Below are 18,850 nucleotides of genomic sequence, written 5' to 3'. Positions count from 1 at the left end.
TCATGCCCCGGGACGGGCGCGCCGCGCAGGCGGAAGGGCTCTGGCCGGCTACTTGCCGTCGGCCTTGGCCGTCGCGTCGATCGCGGCAAGGGAGCGGCGCACCTGGTTGCGGTCCGTGGTGTACCAGAAGTCCGGCAGCGTGGCCCGCAGGAAGCTCCCGTAGCGGGCGGTGGCCAGCCGGGGGTCCAGGACCGCGACGACGCCCCGGTCACCGGAGGCCCGAACGAGGCGGCCCGCACCCTGCGCCATCAGCAGGGCGGCGTGCGTGGCCGCGACGGCCATGAAGCCGTTGCCCCCGTGCTCCTCGACCGACTTCTGGCGGGCGCTCATCAGCGGGTCGTCGGGGCGCGGGAAGGGGATCCGGTCCATGATCACGAGCTGGCAGCTGGGGCCGGGCACGTCCACGCCCTGCCAGAGCGAGAGGGTCCCGAACAGGCAGGTCTTCGGGTCGGCGGCAAAGGACTTGATCAGCTCGCCGAGGGTTTCCTCGCCCTGGAGCAGGATCGGGTTGTCGAGCCGGCCGCGCAGTTCCTCGGCGGCCGCCTTGGCGCCGCGCATGGAGGAGAAGAGGCCGAGGGTACGGCCGCCGGCCGCCTCGATCAGCTCGGCGAGCTCGTCCATCATGTCGCCGCGGGTCCCCTCGCGACCCGGCGTGGCCAGGTGCTTGGCGACGTAGAGGATGCCCTGCTTGGGGTAGTCGAAGGGCGAGCCGACGTCGAGGCCGCGCCAGACGGGCACGTCGTCCCCCTCGACGCCTTCGGGGGACAGCCCCAGGGAGGCCGCGACGCCATTGAAGTCGCCGCCCAGCTTGAGGGTGGCGGAGGTCAGGACCACGGAGCGGTCCTCGAACAGTTTCTCGCGCAGCAGGCCGGACACCGACAGCGGGGCGACCCGGAGGGTGGCGCCGAAGCGGTCGTGGCGCTCGTACCAGACGACGTCGTACTCGGAGCCGTTGGTGATCCGCTCCGCCACCCCGTGGATGCTCTCGACGGCGGCCAGCGCCTGCTTGCGCACCGCGTCCTCGTCGTGGACCGACTTGTCGCGGGTCGCGCCGATCGCCGAGATCACATTGCGCGCGGCATCCCGCAGGGACATCAGCGCGTAGCCGAGGTCCTCGGGGATCTGCTCCAGCCGGCCCGGCAGGGCCAGCTCCATGACCCGCTCGAAGGATTCGGAGGCGGTCTGCAGGGCGTCCGCGGTCTTCTCGTCGACCAGCTTGGCCGCACGCTTCACCGCGCGGTTGACCTGGCCCGGTGTGAGCTCGCCGGTGGCGACCCCGGTCACCCGGGAGACCAGCTCGTGGGCCTCGTCGACGATCAGTACCTCGTGCTGCGGCAGTACCGGGGCGCCCTCGATGGCGTCGATGGCGAGCAGTGCGTGGTTGGTGACGACCACGTCCGCGAGCTTGGCCCGCTCGCGGGCGGCCTCCGCGAAGCACTCCGCGCCGTACGCGCATTTCGTCGCGCCCAGGCACTCGCGCGAGGAGACGGAGATCTGCGACCAGGCCTTGTCCGAGACGCCCGGGGTCAGGTCGTCGCGGTCGCCGGTCTCGGTCTCGTCCGCCCAGTCGCGCAGACGCAGCAGGTCCTGGCCGAGCTTGCTGGTCGGAGCGGCCGCCTCGAACTGGTCGAAGAGGCCGTCCTCCTCGTCCTGCGGGGCACCCTCGTGCAGGCGGTGCAGGCACAGGTAGTTGGACCGGCCCTTGAGCATGGCGAACTGGGGGCGGCGGCGCAGCTGCGGATGCAGTGCGTCCACCGTCCGGGGCAGATCGCGCTCGACGAGCTGCCGCTGGAGGGCGAGGGTCGCCGTGGCGACGACCACGCGCTCGCCGTGGGCGAGGGCCGGCACCAGGTAGCCGAGGGACTTACCGGTGCCGGTACCGGCCTGGATCAGCCGGTGGGAGTTGTCGTCGATCGCTTCGGCGACGGCTTCGGCCATGGCCACCTGGCCGGGGCGCTCCGTGCCGCCCACGGCGGAGACGGCGGCGTGCAGCAGGTCGGGGAGGGAGGGCTTCGTCATAGCACTGCCAACCCTACGGGGCCGCACTGACAGAGAGCGCACCGACGAGGAATCATGGCCGGTACAAAGGGTTGGGCACGGTGCCGTGCTGCACCGCGTGCGGGCGGTCGGGGCGGTCGCGGTAGCCGTCCTCGTGGAGCCGGTTCCGGTTCAGGCAGAGCCTGCCGATGCGTTCGCCGAGCAGGTCGAAGAGCTCGAAGCGGTCCTTGAGCTCGGGGAAGCGGGCCTGATGGCGGAGGATCTCCGCCCGCACGAGGGACCAGAACCCGCTCTCCGCGACGCCGAGGCGGTCCTCGCACAGGGCCGAGAGGTACCGGAAGACGCCGACGAACAGCCCGGAGTGGATGAACTGGGGCAGGAAGTCGGCGGGCTCGGTGAGCAGGACCGCCCGGACCTCGTCGGGCAGGGACTCCAGCTCGGGCAGCGGTTCGTCACTGATGTTGACGTCGTCCACGAAGTCCTTGACCGCGAGCCGGACCGGCACGTCGTGCTCGTCGAAGATCACGACGGCGTTCTCGCCGTGCGGGGAGAAGACGGTGCCGTAGCGGTAGAGGAAGTGGAGCAGCGGAGGCAGGAGGGCGGCGAAGAGCCGCTGCAGCCAGACGGTGGGGGTCAGCCCGGACCGGGCGACGAGCTCGGCGGTGAAGGACCGGCCGCGCGGGTCGGTGTGGAGGAGGGAGGCGAGGGTACGGGCCCGCTCGCCGGGTGCCAGCAGACCGGTGAGCGGCTCGCGCCAGATCGCGCCGAGGAGCTCCTTGTACTGGTACGGGACCTCGGGGAGCGCGTCGTAGACGGGGTGGCGGACGGTGACGGAGGCGACCTCGCCGAGCAGGACGACCCGGCACTCGTCGCGGAGGAAGGGGTCGCCGTCACGGAGGGAGTGGATCCAGGCCGTGACGGCGGGGGCGGCGAGCGCGAGGTCGGACGGCAGCCCGCGCCAGACCATCGTGTTGAAGACGGAGAGCGGGAGTTTGACGCTGTGCCGGTCCGGACGGCTGAGGTTGAGGAAGGTACGGACCGACTGCTGCGGGAGGCGCACGTCGGGATCGGCGGGGAGCGGTACGAGGGCGCCGGAGGAGAGCGCGGGGGCGAAGAGGGGGAGGACGACCTCGTCCCACTGCCAGGGGTGGACCGGGAAGTAGAGGTAGTGGAGCGGGTCGAGGCCGCGGTCGCGCAGGCGCTGGTCGAAGGTGGCGCGGGTGACGGGGCCGAGCTCGGCCCCGTAGAGGCGGGCGGGGTCCGCCAGACCGGCGGTGCCTCGGTAGGTGGCGATCGAGGTGTGGGCGGCGAGCCAGGGCAGCCGCTGGCCGGTGCGGGCCTCGGGGGCCCAGGCGGCGGTGTCGGAGGCGGAGAGTCCGATGCGGCCCTTGTTGGGGACGAGCCAGGGGTGGCCGGTCTGGTGACCTTCCAGGGCGGCGTAGTCGAGGTCGGCGAGGACGTCGGCGGTGAGCGCGGTGTGGTCGAGCCGGGCGTCGGCGGCGAGGGTGGCACTGAGTTCGCGGACGAGGTGACCGAGGGTGGGTCCGTCGAGGCCGAGGAGGGTGCGGGCCCGGATGAGGAAGGCGTACGGGTCCCCGAAGGCGGTCGGACTCCCGGAGCCGCCCGGGGTGGGTGCCGCGGTCGGCGAGGGCGGCGAGGGCTCCGGCGGGGTGAGGGTGATGGTGTCCGGGCTGACGTGCCAGCTGCCGTACGAGCGGCGGCGGGCGCGGAAGCCGAGGCTGCTGCCGTCGTCCAGGGTCAGGGTCCAGGCGTCGCCGGCGGCGGCCGGCGTGGGGACGGGGCGGATGATCTCCTCGTAGGCGAACTCGCCGAGCATCTTGGCGAGGAGCCGGCGGGCAGCGAGGTCCCAGGTGGCGCTGTTGAGCTCGGGCGGCGTGCTGGGGTGCTGGGGTGACGGCGGCACGGCCGGCTCGGCCGCGTCGTGGGCTGCGGGGAAGTTCGGCACGGGACTCCTCGAGGATCGGGAACTTTGCTTCGTCACGCAGAGTTATCGAAGGGAGAGGTGCGAAGCTGCCGACGACGGTCGGGTTCTGCGGGGCGGCACTCAGAGGAGATTGCGCAGCACCCGCTCCCGGACCATCAGGGCGGCCCGCTTCTCGGGAAGGTCGATTTCCGCGTAGCAGCGGAAACCGGAGCTCAGGAAGGCTGATACGGAGGGGGTGTTGCGGATGTCCGGTTCCGCGACGACGCGTGTGCAGCGGGGGCGGTTGCCGAGGATCAGTTCGGTGACGGTGCGCAGCAGAGCCGTTCCCAGTCCGCGGCCGCGGTTCGTGCCGTCTCCGATGAGCAGGTGGATACCCGTGTCGTGGGGGCGCGCCGGGTAGTGCCCGGAGAGCGGGTCGAGGTCGGCCCGGTAGATCTCCCAGTAACTCATCGGCGTGCCGTCGAGAAGGCCGAGGCAGGGAATGCTGTGGCCGTCGCCGTCGAGCTGGGCCGACAGGTGGGCCGCGGTGACCGCGGCGGGGCCGGCGAGCTCCCAGTAGGCGGCCACCTCGGGATCGTTCATCCACCCGGTGAGGAGCTCCAGGTCACGGCCCGGACGTACGGGTTCGAGGCGGAAGGCTCCGGCGGGTGTGGTGACGCTGCCCCAGGTGGCGGGGGAGTCGAGCAGGTCGGCCTCGGCGAGCAGGGGCAACAGGCCGATGTTGAGGCGTGGAACGCGCCGTCCCTCGGTGTCCTGCACGACGCCGGCGGCAGCGCGTGCGTAGCGGGTGGATCCCGTGGCGGGGGCTTGGGTGTCGGTGGAGCGCATCGGGGCTCTTCTCCGCGTCGGCGCCGACGCGTCAATCGTGAAGGGGGTTGGTGATGGTGACGTAGACGGACTGGGTGTCGACGGGGCCGACCAGCTCGTCGAGACCGCCCAGGCGGGTGAGCAGATTCGCCTTGCAGCGCAGGGTGGGTGAGTCGAGCAGCCGTGTGGGGAGCGGGCCGAGGCCCGCGGCCTTGGCGAGGAAGCGGCGGAAGGCGGCGAGGAGGACGCGTTCGTCCGCGAGTCGCTGGGATCCGAAGGCGCCGATGAGGCCGAGCACGTTGTTGATGCCGAGGTAGTAGGCGAAGCGTTCGTCGGTGACGGCGTCGGAGACGAAGGTGTCGCTGGAGCTGCCGATTCCGGGGAGCCGGTGCTCCAGTTCTGCGCGGCGGGATTCGCGGAAGTAGTAGCCCTGGTTGTCGCGGTAGCGGCCGCCGACCGGCCAGCCGGCCGGGTCGAGGAGCACCAGGGTGTTCTGCTGGTGCGCCTCGAGGGCGATACCGGCGAGGGCGTCGAAGGCGAGGACCGGCAGGACCACGTGGTCGAGGTAGCGCAGGAACCACTCGGCGGCGACGGCGGACGTGCTGTGTCCGGTGGCGGTGGCGAGGCCGGTGACGAGTTCGGCGAGGCGGGAGCTCATGGTGGTCCGGCCGGGCCACGGGCGGGGCGAGGTGAGTGCGGCGATGCAGACGGGGTCGTCGCCCGGGCGGAAGGGGTTGTGGCGCAGCAGGGCGTCGAGCCCGGGGACCGGGGTGCCGTCAGGGGCGTCCACGGCGACCCAGGCGGGGTCGCGGACGATGTCGAAGGCGGGGTGGGACGCCTGCCACTGCTCCGCGAGGCCGGTGCGGAGCAGCCGGTGCACCTCGACACCGCGGTGGAGTTCCTTGCGGAGGTTCTCGCGGCGGGAGTTGGTGATGCGCAGGCCCAGGGAGAGCTTGAGCATCGCGGGGGCGCCAGGCCGGTGGACGGTGCGGACGGAGGAGGTGGGGTACCAGGGCTCGCCGTGCGGGCCCAGGTCGTGCAGAAGTCCGGCGTCGCGGAGGGCGGTGACGGCGGGACGCTGGAGCAGGTCGCGGGCCTGCCAGGGGTGCAGGGGAAGGGGGGTGGCGCCGTGGGGCAGGGGGAGCCCCGGGGCGAGTCGGCCGAGGAGCTGCGGCGCGGAGACGGGGCGGCCGCTCTCGGTCCAGGCCGACTCGCTCGCGAGGGCGGCCGGTTCGATCGCGAACCAGTGCAGGGGGAAGGAGCCGTGGAGTTCGGGTGAGTAGCGGCGTGCCTCGGCCTCGGAGAGTCCTTCGCGGCTCTTCGGGTCCGGCTGGAGGGGGTGACCGAGGAGGAGGGACTGTTCGGCGGTCAGGAAGCGGTCCGCACCCACGGGGGCCGGAGCGGTGGGGCGTTCCCGACGGTCGGCGATGAACTCGGCGGTACGGCGGACCGAGTCGGCGACCCGGCCGACGAGGTCGGCGGCGCCGCGGCCGCCGCTCGTGCCCTCGCGGGCGATGAGTGCGGCGACGGTGACGGCGTCGAGGCAGGGCGCGGCGGCGGCGGTGCCTTCGAGCCGGGCCGGGCCGAAGCGGTGCCAGCCGGAGTGGGACCAGTGGCGGACGGGGACGAGCAGGGCGGTGCCGGAGGCGGGGAGGGGGATGCGCAGGGGTGTTCCGGCGGGGCCGTCGGGGCAGCCGAGCCCTGATTCGCGGACCCAGCAGCGGAGCAGGTTCTCCACCGCCGCGGCTTCGGCGGCGACGGCCGGGTCGGGGTGGTTCAGGAGGTCGGGCAGGGTGGTCGGCTCCAGCCGGAGGGGGCTCGTCCATACGGCGCGGGGCCGGGAGGGTGTGCCGTCCTTCTGCCGGGGCACGGTGGCCGTTGCCCCGGCGGCCGTTGCCCCGGCGGCGGTTGCGCTGGTGGCGGCCGCCGCGGAGGGCCGCTCGTCCGGTGCGGCGGGCGTGCCCGCCGCACCGGTGATCGGGGGCTCCGCTCTGGCTCCGTCGGCGTGGGTCGAGGTGCTGGCCTGGGGCGGGGCCGGTGTGTCCTCGGCGGCTGCGGACTGAACCGGCGGGGCGGCCGCGGGCGCCGGGCCCTGTGCCTCGGCCACGTCGGGCCGGGGCGTGGGGGCGGGCGGCTCGGCGGGCTCCCGTACGGGGGCCGCGGTGCCCGACGGCGATGACGGCTGCCCCGGGGTGACGGCCCCCGGGTCCGGCAGGGGCAACGGCAGCGGCGCCGCCGGGCCCGGCGGTGTGGCGGGCCTGTCGGGAACCGGCGCCGCGGATGACTGGTTCGGCTGGGTCCCTGTGATGGGGGTGGACTGGTGCGGGTCTGGCATCGCGGGTCCTCGGGGTGCGGGTCAGTGGGTCCGGCGGGCGGCGGCCGGAATGGCGTCGGCCAGGCGGTCGAGGACCGCCGCGGCCTGCTCGTCGGTCAGGGTCAGCGGGGGAAGGAGGCGGACCACGGCACCGTGGCGGCCGCCGAGTTCGACGATCAGGCCGCGGTGCAGGCACTCCTGGCGTACCGCGGCGGCCAGGACGGGTGCGGCGGCCCCGGTGTCGGGGTCGACGAGTTCGATGCCGATCATCAGGCCCCGGCCCCGTACGTCGCCGATGCAGGGATGGCCGCAGGCCAGGCCCTGCAGGGCGGCCAGCATCCGCTCCCCCAGGGCGGCTGCGCGCTCGGCGAGGCGGTTCTCGCGCACGAAGGCGAGCGTGGCGGTGCCTGCGGCCATGGCGAGCTGGTTTCCGCGGAAGGTGCCCGCATGCGCCCCGGGTGTCCAGACGTCCAGGTCGGCCCGGTACACGATCACCGCGAGCGGCAGGCTGCCGCCGATCGCCTTGGAGAGGACCATCACGTCGGGCACCACCCCGGCGTGGTCGACCCCCCAGAAGGCGCCGGTCCGGCCGACCCCCGTCTGCACCTCGTCGGCGACCAGCGGGATCCCCCTGGCCGCGGTGATCTCGCGCATCCGGCGCAGCCAGCCGTCCGGGGCCGGGATCACCCCGCCCTCGCCCTGCACGGGTTCGACGATCATTCCGGCGGGGGCGGGCACGCCGCCCTTCGGGTCGTCCAGCAGGTTCTCGGTCCACCGCGCGCCGAGTTCGGCTCCTTCGGGGCCGCCGACGCCGAACGGGCAGCGGAGGTCCTGCGGGTACGGCAGCCGGGTCACCCGTACCCCGGGGGCGCCCCCGGAGGCGTCCAGGGCGCCGGCGGTCATGCCGTGGTAGGCGCCGGTGAAGGCGAGGAGCCCGGAGCGTCCGGTCGCGGTGCGCACCAGTTTGAGGGCGGCCTCCACCGCGTCCGTGCCGGCCGGCCCGCAGAACTGGATGCGCGCGTCGGCGGCCAGCGCGGGCGGCAGGTTGGCGAACAGCTCGGTGGTGAAGGCGTCCTTGACCGGGGTCGCGAGGTCCAGCACGTGCAGCGGTGCCCCCGAGTCGAGGACGCCCCGGATGGCTTCCAGCACCACGGGGTGGTTGTGCCCGAGGGCGAGCGTGCCGGCGCCGGAGAGACAGTCGAGGTATCGCCGCCCGTCGGCGCCCTCGATGGTCAGCCCGCGGGCCCGCACCGGGACGATGGGCAGGGACCGCGCGTACGTCCGGGCGGCGGACTCGCGCTGCGCCTGCCTGCGCAGGATGCCCTCGGGGGCGGCGCAGCCCCCCGGACCACCGCGTTCCCCGGGCCCGCCCGGGCCGCCCTGGTCCGTCACCCGGCTTCCCTGCGGCGGCACTTGATGCGGGAACTCGGTCGCGGCCGCCGCCGCGGCCGGCTCGGTGACAGCCACGAGTGTCGGACCTCCCGCACGGATTGCTCTTCCGGATTGCGTCTCGAACATGAACGCTGCTCCCCCATCCCCCGTACGTACTAACGACGGTGACGGCAGCGGATCACGGGTTGACTCAAGATCCTTGTTGCGCAAGGGGTGAGCACCCGGAACCGCGGCCCCGGGCTGTGTCGTCCTGTGCGGCAGCGGCATAGTGGGGGAGCTGCACTCCACGCCTCGAACTCCCAGGGGGACAAAAGACATGCGACCGAACCGACCGGTCACCGCGATCCTGTGCGCGGCCTCGCTCGCGCTGACCGCGGCTGCCTGCGGCCCCGGCGACGGGGAGGCCGGCGGCGACGCCAAGCCGACCGTGGCGGCGAGCCTGCCGGGCGCGGACGGGATCAAGATCCCGGACCAGCTCAAGGACAAGCTCAAGGAACACGGCATAGACCTGGAGAAGTGGAAGGGCGGCGAGTGGAAGAACTGGAAGGAGGAGGACTGGCTCCGCGAGGCGGGCGACTACATCAACCCGATCATCGAGGACCTGTGGGACCCGGACCGCATGCGTGACGCCGAGCAGCCGCAGCGCCCGGCCGTCGACCCGGACGCGGGCAAGGACCAGGGTGTCACCGACCCGACTCCGGTGCCGGTGACGGCGAAGCAGGCCAGCGCGCCCTACCACCGGAGCGTTCCGGAGTCCGGCAAGGTCTTCTTCGACGGCCCCGAGGGCTCGATGGTCTGCTCGGCGACCGTGGTCAAGGACCCGGCCCACCCCGGCAAGTCGAACATGGTCTGGACGGCGGGCCACTGCGTGCACGCGGGCAAGTCCGGCGGCTGGTACCGCAACATCGCCTTCGTCCCGTCCTACAACAACGCGGGCAAGCCGGCGGCCCAGCTCAAGGGCGCGCCCCGCGAGCAGGTGGCCCCGTTCGGCGTCTGGTGGAGCGACTGGGCGCAGACCTCCGACCAGTGGATCGCGACCGGCGGTCCGACCGGCGGCGCGGGTGCCCCGTACGACTTCGCGGTGCTGCACGTGACGCCCGAGAAGGGCAACAGCAAGTCCCTGGAGGAGACGGTCGGTTCGGCGCTCCCGGTGGAGTTCAGCGCCCAGGCCGTGCCGAAGGTCGCGGGCATCACGGCGACGGGCTACCCGGCGGCGGCTCCATTCGACGGCCAGCGCGCCTTCCAGTGCACGGACAAGCCGGGCCGGCTGTCCCTGAAGGCCAACGAACCGGTGATGTACCGCATCGGCTGCACCATGACCGGTGGTGCCTCCGGCGGCGGCTGGGTCGCGGCGGGCGCCGACGGCAAGCCGGCGCTGGTCTCGAACACCTCGATCGGCCCGGCCAAGGCGGGCTGGCTGGCCGGACCCCGGCTGGGTCCGGAGGCGAAGGGCATCTTCGACGCCGTCAGCCGCAAGTTCAAGTAGTCCCGGCCGGCCCGGCCCCCTGGGCCGGGCGAATGACCGAGTGACCGAATGACCGAGGCCCCCCTGCACCGCAGGGGGGCCTCGGTCATCACGCAGTCACGCACTCACACCGTCAGGCGTGCTCAGCGCTTGGCGAGCGCGTACGGCGCCAGGTCCGCCGCCAGTTCCTGGTGTACCCGCGCCTTGAGCAGGGTGCCGTCCGGGGTGTGCTCCTCGGAGATCACCTCGCCCTCGGCGTGCGCCTTGGCGACCAGCGAGCCGCGCGTGTACGGCACCATGGCCTCCACCTCGACCTCGGGCCGCGGCAGCTCGGAGTCGATGAGCGCGAGGAGTTCCTCGATGCCCATGCCCGTCCGCGCCGAGACGGCGATGGAGTGCCGCTCGATCCGCAGCAGCCGCTGCAGTACGAGCGGATCCGCAGCGTCCGCCTTGTTGATCACGACGATCTCGGGCACGTTGACCGCGCCGACCTCGCGGATCACCTCGCGCACCGCCGCCAGCTGCTCCTCCGGCGCCGGGTGCGAGCCGTCCACGATGTGCAGGATCAGGTCGGAGTCCCCGACCTCCTCCATCGTGGAGCGGAAGGCCTCGACCAGGTGGTGGGGCAGGTGCCGGACGAAGCCGACCGTGTCGGCCAGGGTGTAGACCCGGCCGCTCGGCGTCTCGGCCCGGCGCACGGTCGGGTCGAGGGTGGCGAACAGTGCGTTCTCCACCAGCACGCCCGCGCCCGTGAGGCGGTTGAGCAGCGAGGACTTGCCGGCGTTGGTGTATCCGGCGATGGCGACCGAGGGCACCTTGTTCCGGCGCCGTTCCTGCCGCTTGATGTCACGGCCGGTCTTCATCTCCGCGATCTCCCGGCGCATCTTCGCCATCTTCTCGCGGATCCGTCGCCGGTCGGTCTCGATCTTGGTCTCACCGGGACCTCGGGTGGCCATGCCGCCACCGCCGCCGCCACCCATCTGGCGGGACAGCGAGGCACCCCAGCCGCGCAGTCGCGGCAGCATGTACTGCATCTGCGCGAGCGCGACCTGCGCCTTGCCCTCTCGGGACTTGGCGTGCTGGGCGAAGATGTCGAGGATCAGGGCGGTCCGGTCGACCACCTTCACCTTGACGACGTCCTCGAGGGCGATGAGCTGGCCGGGGCTGAGCTCACCGTCACAGACCACGGTGTCGGCACCGCTCTCCATGACGATGTCACGCAGCTCGCGCGCCTTGCCCGAGCCGATGAAGGTGGCCGGGTCCGGCTTGTCACGGCGCTGGATCACGCCGTCGAGGACGAGGGCACCGGCCGTCTCGGCGAGGGCGGCGAGCTCCGCGAGGGAGTTCTCCGCGTCGTTGACGGTGCCGGAGGTCCAGACACCGACGAGCACGACGCGCTCCAGGCGCAGCTGCCGGTACTCGACCTCGGTGACGTCTTCGAGCTCGGTGGAGAGGCCGACCACGCGGCGCAGGGCCGCGCGCTCCGAGCGTTCGAACTGCTCGCCGTCCCGGTCTCCGTCGATCTCGTGGCTCCAGGCGACGTCCTCTTCCATCAGGGCATCGGCCCGAAGGCTCTCGGTGAAGCTCTGCGAGTCCCGCACGTCCTGTGCGTCCCGCTCGTCCTGGGAAGGGGAAGAAGAGGAGGTCATTGGATCCTTACGTCGATTCGAATAGCAGTGTCACGTTAACTGTCACGTCCAACGTGTCACACCGCCGGGGGATTCCCCGCGCGGCCCCGTCGATGGTGACATGCCCGTTCCTCACCGGTCACACCCTTTATTGAGCGCTCCCGCCCTCGCGCCCGCTCTCACGCCCGCTCTCACGCCCGCCCTCGCGCCCGCCCTTCGCGGCCTTCCCGGAGGCGGCCTTCCCGGAGGCGGCCTTCCCGCTCCACTCCGGGTGCCCCGGCATCGGCGGGGTCGTGGTCCCGTACAGCCAGGGCTCCAGGAAGGCCCCGAGGTCCCGGCCCGCCTCCTGCGAGGCCAGGCGCACGAAGTCGGCCGTCCCCGCGACCCCGTCCCGGTTCTCCGTGACCCAGCGCCGCTCGATGCGCTCGAAGGCCGGGGTGCCGATCTCCTGCCGCAGCGCGTAGAGGATCAGCGCGGCCCCGTCGTAGACCACCGGCCGGAACAGCCCGATCTTCTCGCCGGGTGCGGCGGCCTTCGGGGCGGCCGGGGGGCCGCCCGCCGCCCGCCACTGGTCGGAGCGCTGGTACGCCTCGCGCATGCGCCGCTCCAGGGAGTACTTGCCGAGCCCGTCCGCGTACAGGGCCTCGTACCAGGTGGCGTGTCCCTCGTTGAGCCACAGGTCGGACCAGGTCCGCGGGGTGACGCTGTCGCCGAACCACTGGTGCGCGAGCTCGTGGACCATCACGGACTCGACGTACCACTCGGGGTAGCCCTCGCCCGCGAAGAGATTGCTCTCGAAGAGCGACAGGGTCTGCGTCTCCAGCTCGAAGCCGGTCGTCGCCCGCGCGATCAGCACCCCGTAGTTCTCGAAGGGGTAGCGGCCGACCCGCTCCTCCATCCACTCGATGTGCCCGGCCGTCTTCTTCAGCCAGGGATCCAGCCGCTTCCGGTCCTGGGCGGGCACCACGTCGCGCAGCGGCAGCCCGTGCGGTCCGGTGCCGTGCACGACCTCGGACCGGCCCACCGAGACCTGGGCCAGCTCGGTGGCCATCGGGTGCCGGGTCCGGTACGTCCACGTCGTCGAGGGACCCATCCGCAGGGCGGGGGCCACCGCCTCACCGTTGGCGACGGCCGTGAGGCCGGCCGGGGCGGTGATCCGGAAGGTGAAGAACGCCTTGTCGGCGGGGTGGTCGTTGCAGGGGAAGACCCGGTGCGCGGCGTCCGCCTGGTTGGCCATGGCCAGGCCGTCCTCCGTGGGCACCCAGCCGCCGTCCCCGCGGCCGCGCGGGTCGCTGGTGTGCCGGATCGTGATGCGCAGGGGCATCCGGTGCGCCACCGCGCGCGCGGGCGTCAGTACGAGGTCCTCCCCCACGCTGTCGAACCGCGCCGGCTCCCCGTTGACCTCGGCGGACGCCACCTTGCCGTGGGTGAAGTCCAGGTTGATGCGCTCCAGCCGCTCCGTGGCCCGGGCGTCGATGACGGTGACCGCGTCGAGCGGGCTCAGGTTGTCCTTGTAGGCGAAGGACAGGTCGTACGAGAGCACGTCGTACCCGGGGTTCCCGAGCTCCGGGAAGAGCCGGTCGCCGATGCCCAGGGGCGTCGGCGGGGGCAGTACGGCGGCGACGAGGGTGAGGGAGGCCGCCGCGAGCAGGGCGGCGCGCAGGCGCGGGGAGGAGAGCTGCATCCACCACCGCTTACCAGCGCCCGCCGCACGGCCGCGTACGGCGCGCGACGGGTCCACCCGAACGGGACCTTCCGGAGCCGTCCCGGCCTACGCCCGGCTGACGCCGTGACGAAGCCCCGCCTACGCCCGGCTGACGTCGTACACGCCCGGCACGTCCCGCATCGCCCGCATCAGCGCCGGCAGCCCGGTCGCGTCGGGCAGCTGCAGGGTGTACGTGTGCCGGACCCGCTGCTCGACCGGCGGTTCCACGGTCGCGGAGACCACCTCGACCCCCTCGCGGGCGATGGCCTCGGTCAGGTCGGCCAGCAGATGCGGGCGGCCGAACGATTCAGCGAGCAGGGTGACCCGGCAGTCGGCCGTGGCCCGCCAGTGCACGGCGACGGAGGTGCGCCCCACGGCGCGCATCTGCGCCACCGCCGCGCAGTGGATGCGGTGCACGGTGACGGCCCCGCCGCGGACCAGGAAGCCGGCGACGGCGTCCGGCGGCACCGGGGTGCAGCACCCGGCCAGCCGCACCGTGGCGTCCGGCAGGTCGGCGACGGCGTTGCCCCCGCCACCGCGGGCCCCGACCACGGACAGCGGCGCCCGCGCGGCCGAGGTCGTGGCCATGGCCCGGTCGGGATGGGATTCGAGCCAGCTGCTGATGGCGATCCGGGCGGCGGGGGTCCGCGCGTGGTCCAGCCACTCGGCGGCGGGCCCGGAGGAGGCGTCCTGCGCGAGCAGCAGCTGGACGGTGTCCCCGTCGGACAGCGGGGAGGACAGGGAGGTGAGGCGCCCGTTGACCCGGGCGCCGATACAGCCGTGGGCCGCCTCGCCGTGCTGCGCGTAGGCGGCGTCGATACAGCTGGCTCCGGCCGGGAGGCCCAGGGTGCCCCCGTCGGCCCGGAACACGGTGATCTCCCGGTCCTGGGCCAGCTCCGCCCGGAGCACGGTCCAGAAGGTGTCGGGGTCGGGTGCGGACTGCTGCCAGTCGAGCAGCCGGGACAGCCAGCCGGGCCGCGTCGGGTCCACCCGCTCCTCGTCCGGATCGGCGGCGGCGTCGGGCGTGGCGGTGGCGTACGGATTGCCGAGGGCCACCACGCCGGCCTCGGCGACGCGGTGCATCTGCCGGGTCCGCACGATGACCTCGGCCACGTAGCCCTCGGGGGTGGCCACGGCGGTGTGCAGCGACTGGTAGAGGTTGAACTTCGGGGTGGCGATGAAGTCCTTGAACTCCGAGACGACCGGGGTGAAGCAGGTGTGCAGCTCGCCCAGTACGGCGTAGCAGTCGGCGTTCTCGCCGACGAGGACGAGGATGCGGCCGAAGTCGGAGCCGCGCAGTTCGCCGCGGGTGCGCGCGATGCGGTGCACGGAGACGAAGTGCCGCGGCCGTACCTGTACTTCGGCGCCGATGCCGGCGTCGCGCAGGACGCTCCGTACGGAGTCGGCGATGGCGGGGAGCGGGTCGCGTTCGCCGGCGTGGGCGGCGATGAGCGCGCGGGTGCTCTCGTACTCCTCGGGGTGCAGGATCGCGAAGACGAGGTCTTCCAGCTCGGTCTTGAGGGCCTGGACGCCGAGCCGTTCGGCCAGCGGGATGAGGACGTCCCGGGTGACCTTGGCGATGCGGGCCTGCTTCTCGGGGCGCATCACGCCCAGGGTGCGCATGTTGTGGAGCCGGTCGGCGAGTTTGATGGACATGACGCGGACGTCGTTGCCGGTGGCGACGAGCATCTTGCGGAAGGTCTCGGGTTCGGCGGCGGCGCCGTAGTCGATCTTCTCCACCTTGGTGACGCCGTCGACGATGAAGCAGACCTCGCCGCCGAACTCCGCACGGACCTGGTCGAGGGTCACGTCGGTGTCCTCGACGGTGTCGTGGAGCAGAGAGGCCGTCAAGGTGGTGGTTTCGGCGCCGAGTTCGGCGAGGATCAGGGTGACGGCGAGTGGATGTGTGATGTACGGCTCACCACTTTTTCGCATCTGCCCGCGGTGCGAGGTCTCGGCGAGCAGATACGCACGCCGCAGAACGGACAAATCAGCGTCCGGATGGTGGGCGCGATGCGCCTCGGCCACGTGGCCGATCGCGTCCGGAAGCCGGTCCCGGGACGTCGGCCCGAGCAGGGCCGCACGCCCGAGCCGGCGCAGATCGAGCCTGGTCCGCCCCCGTCTGCGGAGCTCAGGGCGCGCTTCGGGGTGTGCTTCGGGGTTCGTGGCCTCTGCACTCATGGGCACCTCCGGCGGCTTCGACCGGCGGTGGCGGGCATGGGGTGAGCCCTCAGGGCCGGTGCCTGATGTTACCGACCCCACCACGTGGCGCAGTCCACCTCTCGCTCAGCGTGAAACGGATCACCCATTAGAGGGAAGCTTCAGCCGAAAGCCGTTTCGGTGAGCCAGGCCGCGTCGAACTCACCGGCAGCCACGATCACGGCGGGTCCGGTCATGTCGATCTGCCCGTCGGGGTGTTCGGTGATGATCAGGGTTCCGCCGGGGAGGTCGACGGTGTACGCGACCGGTTCGCCGGTGACGGCCGGGTCCGCGCCGTCGCGCCGGATGGTGGCCACGGCGACGGCGCAGGCGCCGGTGCCGCAGGAGCGGGTCTCGCCGGAGCCGCGCTCGTGGACGCGCATGGCGACGTGCCGGGGACCGCGGTCGACGACGAATTCGACGTTGACCCCGGCCGGGTAGGCGGACGCCGGGCTGAACGGCGGGGCGGTGAAAAGGTTTCCGGCGTCGTCGAGGCTCTCGACGAAGGCCACGGCGTGCGGGTTGCCCATGTTCACGTTGCGTGCGGGCCAGCTCCGCGGTCCGACGCTGACCGTGACCTCGCCCTCGGGCAGCTCGGCGCGGCCCATGGAGACGGTGACGTCGCCGCCCTTGTCGAGGTGCACCCGCTTGATGCCGCCTCGGGTGGCGACGGCGAGGTCTCCGGGCTCGACGTGTCCGGCGTACTGGAGGTAGCGGGCGAAGACCCGCACGCCGTTGCCGCACATCTCGGCGATGGAGCCGTCGCTGTTGCGGTAGTCCATGAACCACTCCGCCTCGTCGGCCAGGTGCGCGGCCTCCGGGTGCGCGGCGGTCCGGACGACGTGCAGGACGCCGTCGGCGCCGATGCCGGCGCGCCGGTCGCACAGCTTCGCGACGGCGGACCCGGGCAGCTCGATGGCGTTGTCCGGGTCCGGGAGGATCACGAAGTCGTTCTCGGTGCCGTGGCCCTTGAGGAAGGAGAGGGTGGTCTGCGTCACCCGCCCATGGTACCCAGCACCGGCTCAGAGGGGCCGGAGCGTCCGAGGGGCGGTCAGCGGAGCCGGGCGACCCGGTACACGGCGAGACTTACGACGGCCAGTGCGACCACGGCGTACAGCGCGGCCATGCGCCAGTCCGGGCGGCGGCCGCTCCCCCGGGCCGGGAGACCGGGCCACGTGTAGCCGACCCGTCGGGCGGCCATCATTCCCCAGCCTCCGGCGCAGCAGCTGATCAGGAAGCCGAGCATGGCGACCACGGCTCCGCCGTCACCGAACTCGAAGGCGAGCGGGAAGGCGAACATCAGCGAACCGGTGGCGGCGAGCATCGCGATGGGGGCGATCTGCCACAGGCGCAGTCGGCGCTGCGGGCGCAGTTCGACCTCGAACTCGGGTCCGGCGGCGGCCTCCGCCTCGGCGGAGTCCGGGGCGTCCGGGCCGTCGGGCGTCAGTCGCGCCGGATCGGCGGGCAGCCCGAGTCCCGCGGGCCCGTCCGTCCCGTCCAGAAGCATCGGGTCCGCTTCCTTCCGGGTGTCGTCCCGCCCGGTGTCGCGAGGGCCGGCCTCCATCGCCACGCGCCCTCCCCACTCGGACTCAGTACGCCGCCGTTCATCGCAGGTGACCGCACCCGCTGGAGTTTGATGATGGCACGCCCCCGGCCCCGCTACTGGCGCGTGAGGCGTCCCGATGCCATCACGTGATCAGGCTGTGACCGCTCGTTCGACCAACGACTGCGCGAGTCCGGGGAGTTCCCCCCGGTCCGCGACGGCCCCGCTGAGCCAGTGCACGCGCGGGTCGCGGCGGAACCAGGAGTCCTGGCGGCGGGCGAACCTCTTGGTCGCCCGGACGGTCTCGGCCCGGGCCTCGTCCTCGGTGCACTCGCCCGCGAGAGCGGCAAGGACCTGCTGGTAGCCAAGGGCCCTGGAGGCAGTGATTCCGTCGCGCAGGCCGCGGGCCTCCAGCGCGCGGACCTCGTCCACCAGCCCGGCCTCCCACATCCGGTCCACCCGCAGCGCGATCCGCTCGTCGAGCTCCGGCCGGGCCACGTCGACGCCGATCTGCACGGTGTCGTAGACGGACTCGTGGCCGGGCAGATTGGCGGTGAAGGGGCGGCCGGTGATCTCGATCACTTCCAGCGCGCGGACGATGCGGCGGCCGTTGCTGGGCAGGATGGCCTGCGCGGCGGCCGGGTCGGCGGCGGCGAGGCGGGCGTGCAGGGCGCCGGATCCGCGCAGCGTGACCTCTTCCTCCAGCCGGGCACGGACCTCGGGGTCGGTGCCGGGGAACTCCATGACGTCCAGGGCGCCCCGGACGTACAGGCCGGATCCGCCGACGAGGACGGGGGTGCGGCCCTCGGCCAGCAGTTTGTCGATCTCCAGACGGGCCAGCCGCTGGTAGTCGGCGACGTTGGCGGTGTCGGTGACGTCCCAGATGTCGAGGAGGTGGTGCGGGACGCCGCCGCGCTCCTCGGTCGTCAGTTTGGCGGTGCCGATGTCCATCCCCCGGTAGAGCTGCATGGAGTCGGCGTTGACGACTTCGCCGTCGAAATGGCGGGCCAGGGCGACGCCCAGGTCGGACTTTCCTGCCGCGGTGGGACCGACGACGGCGATGACCCGCGGGGCGGGGGCTGCTTTCCTCACCGCCCCAGTCTCGCAGCCCCCCGTCAAGACACGGCCATGTACCCGATCGAGTTACGTGACGGGGTCGGGTCGGGGTCGTTGCCCTGGCGAGGTTCCGGCCGTGCCTACGCCCTGCGTACGCCCGGCGCAGGCCGGTCCGGCCAACGCGGAACTTCGCTCACACGAGTAACGTTACGGGAGTAGACATGGGCGTTTTTGATCGGTTTTTTCGTCGTAAGGGCGAGGTCGTGACCGAGGAGGTCGCGGCGGTTGACCTGACGGCGGAGTCCGGTGCGGCCGAAGGGGCCGAGCCTGCTGCTGCGGAGAGCGAACCGGTGGAAGCCGTGGAGATTCCGAAGCAACAGTCGGCCGAGGTGGCCGCGGACAGCGAGACCGGCGAGGGCGCCCGCACGTAGCGACCGCCAACGGAAGGTGACCCATGGGCCTGCTGGACAATCTGAAGGCCAAGATCGCTCCCGCGAAGGACAAGGTCGGCGACCTCGCGCTCCAGCACGAGGGCAGGATCGGCGAGAGTCTGGACAAGGTGGCCAAGGCCGTGGATGCCAAGACCAAGGGCAAGTACAGCGGCCAGATCACGAGCGGGACGGGCAAGGCGAAGGACGCCCTGGGGAAGATCGCGCACAAGGACGCTCCCGGCGGGCCGACACCGCCGGCCGCTTCCTGACGCGGTACCGGAAGGGGCGCGGGACCAGCTGATGCCGGGCCCGGGCCCCCTCGGGGGGTCCGCGGCCCGGGGCGGCGTCGGCCCGGGCCGGCGGCGGG

General features: G+C 72.8%; 14 protein-coding genes. 3 read left to right on the top strand and 11 right to left on the bottom strand.

What is annotated here, in order from left to right:
- Positions 1–48: 48 nt before the first annotated feature.
- The 5 genes from ACWGE1_RS23940 to ACWGE1_RS23920 form a co-directional block, all read right to left on the bottom strand.
- Entirely contained in the window at positions 49–2,019 is a 1,971-nt protein-coding gene (locus ACWGE1_RS23940) for an ATP-dependent DNA helicase (protein ID WP_453422538.1), read from the bottom strand.
- Between the two features lie 52 nt (positions 2,020–2,071).
- The gene (locus ACWGE1_RS23935) at positions 2,072–3,964 is read right to left on the bottom strand and encodes an IucA/IucC family protein (protein WP_453422537.1); all 1,893 of its coding nucleotides are present in this window, start codon (positions 3,962–3,964) and stop codon (positions 2,072–2,074) included.
- Between the two features lie 99 nt (positions 3,965–4,063).
- Entirely contained in the window at positions 4,064–4,771 is a 708-nt protein-coding gene (locus ACWGE1_RS23930) for a GNAT family N-acetyltransferase (protein WP_453422536.1), read from the bottom strand.
- A 31-nt stretch (positions 4,772–4,802) separates the two neighbouring features.
- Entirely contained in the window at positions 4,803–7,085 is a 2,283-nt protein-coding gene (locus ACWGE1_RS23925) for an IucA/IucC family protein (protein WP_453422535.1), read from the bottom strand.
- A gap of 21 nt (positions 7,086–7,106) precedes the next feature.
- Entirely contained in the window at positions 7,107–8,582 is a 1,476-nt protein-coding gene (locus tag ACWGE1_RS23920; RefSeq protein ID WP_453422534.1) for a diaminobutyrate--2-oxoglutarate transaminase family protein, read from the bottom strand.
- A 190-nt stretch (positions 8,583–8,772) separates the two neighbouring features.
- Here ACWGE1_RS23920 and ACWGE1_RS23915 point away from each other — a divergent pair, with 190 nt between their 5' ends.
- Positions 8,773–9,942, top strand: a complete 1,170-nt coding sequence (locus ACWGE1_RS23915) for a trypsin-like serine peptidase (RefSeq protein ID WP_453422533.1) — start codon at positions 8,773–8,775, stop codon at positions 9,940–9,942.
- A 122-nt stretch (positions 9,943–10,064) separates the two neighbouring features.
- Here ACWGE1_RS23915 and hflX read toward each other — a convergent pair whose 3' ends face one another.
- The 6 genes from hflX to miaA form a co-directional block, all read right to left on the bottom strand.
- Positions 10,065–11,570 carry a GTPase HflX gene (gene hflX, locus ACWGE1_RS23910; RefSeq protein ID WP_453422532.1) on the bottom strand — a complete coding sequence of 502 codons (1,506 nt, stop codon included), beginning with the start codon at positions 11,568–11,570 and terminating at the stop codon, positions 10,065–10,067.
- Positions 11,571–11,697: 127 nt separating this feature from the next.
- On the bottom strand, positions 11,698–13,233 hold the full coding sequence (locus tag ACWGE1_RS23905; RefSeq protein ID WP_453422549.1) for a M1 family metallopeptidase: 1,536 nt from the start codon (positions 13,231–13,233) through the stop codon (positions 11,698–11,700).
- A gap of 120 nt (positions 13,234–13,353) precedes the next feature.
- Positions 13,354–15,435, bottom strand: coding sequence for a RelA/SpoT family protein (locus ACWGE1_RS23900; protein ID WP_453422531.1), 2,082 nt, complete (start codon positions 15,433–15,435; stop codon positions 13,354–13,356).
- Positions 15,436–15,575: 140 nt separating this feature from the next.
- On the bottom strand, positions 15,576–16,451 hold the full coding sequence (gene dapF, locus ACWGE1_RS23895; protein ID WP_453422530.1) for a diaminopimelate epimerase: 876 nt from the start codon (positions 16,449–16,451) through the stop codon (positions 15,576–15,578).
- A 53-nt stretch (positions 16,452–16,504) separates the two neighbouring features.
- The gene (locus ACWGE1_RS23890; RefSeq protein WP_453422548.1) at positions 16,505–17,017 is read right to left on the bottom strand and encodes a hypothetical protein; all 513 of its coding nucleotides are present in this window, start codon (positions 17,015–17,017) and stop codon (positions 16,505–16,507) included.
- 132 nt (positions 17,018–17,149) lie between these two features.
- A complete protein-coding gene (gene miaA / locus ACWGE1_RS23885) occupies positions 17,150–18,088 on the bottom strand; it encodes a tRNA (adenosine(37)-N6)-dimethylallyltransferase MiaA (RefSeq protein WP_453422529.1) in 939 nt (312 codons plus the stop codon).
- A gap of 227 nt (positions 18,089–18,315) precedes the next feature.
- Between miaA and ACWGE1_RS23880 the strand changes: the two genes are divergently transcribed.
- Both ACWGE1_RS23880 and ACWGE1_RS23875 read left to right on the top strand, forming a co-directional pair.
- Positions 18,316–18,483: a gliding motility protein gene (locus ACWGE1_RS23880; RefSeq protein WP_453422528.1), complete on the top strand. Its 168-nt coding sequence runs from the start codon at positions 18,316–18,318 to the stop codon at positions 18,481–18,483.
- A gap of 23 nt (positions 18,484–18,506) precedes the next feature.
- The gene (locus tag ACWGE1_RS23875) at positions 18,507–18,752 is read left to right on the top strand and encodes an antitoxin (protein WP_453422527.1); all 246 of its coding nucleotides are present in this window, start codon (positions 18,507–18,509) and stop codon (positions 18,750–18,752) included.
- Positions 18,753–18,850 lie beyond the last annotated feature (98 nt).

It is taken from the genome of Streptomyces sp. NPDC054932 (assembly GCF_053610205.1).
This window is presented reverse-complemented; position numbering and strand designations above follow the sequence as displayed.

Excerpts from the sequence above, each read along its gene's own strand:
- ACWGE1_RS23940 (WP_453422538.1), bottom strand. The coding sequence starts at position 2,019 with ATGACGAAGCCCTCCCTCCCCGACCTGCTGCACGCCGCCGTCTCCGCC.
- ACWGE1_RS23930 (WP_453422536.1), bottom strand. The coding sequence starts at position 4,771 with ATGCGCTCCACCGACACCCAAGCCCCCGCCACGGGATCCACCCGCTAC.
- ACWGE1_RS23925 (WP_453422535.1), bottom strand. The coding sequence starts at position 7,085 with ATGCCAGACCCGCACCAGTCCACCCCCATCACAGGGACCCAGCCGAAC.
- ACWGE1_RS23920 (WP_453422534.1), bottom strand. The coding sequence starts at position 8,582 with ATGTTCGAGACGCAATCCGGAAGAGCAATCCGTGCGGGAGGTCCGACA.
- ACWGE1_RS23915 (WP_453422533.1), top strand. The coding sequence starts at position 8,773 with ATGCGACCGAACCGACCGGTCACCGCGATCCTGTGCGCGGCCTCGCTC.
- hflX (WP_453422532.1), bottom strand. The coding sequence starts at position 11,570 with ATGACCTCCTCTTCTTCCCCTTCCCAGGACGAGCGGGACGCACAGGAC.
- ACWGE1_RS23905 (WP_453422549.1), bottom strand. The coding sequence starts at position 13,233 with ATGCAGCTCTCCTCCCCGCGCCTGCGCGCCGCCCTGCTCGCGGCGGCC.
- ACWGE1_RS23900 (WP_453422531.1), bottom strand. The coding sequence starts at position 15,435 with ATGAGTGCAGAGGCCACGAACCCCGAAGCACACCCCGAAGCGCGCCCT.
- ACWGE1_RS23890 (WP_453422548.1), bottom strand. The coding sequence starts at position 17,017 with ATGGAGGCCGGCCCTCGCGACACCGGGCGGGACGACACCCGGAAGGAA.
- ACWGE1_RS23875 (WP_453422527.1), top strand. The coding sequence starts at position 18,507 with ATGGGCCTGCTGGACAATCTGAAGGCCAAGATCGCTCCCGCGAAGGAC.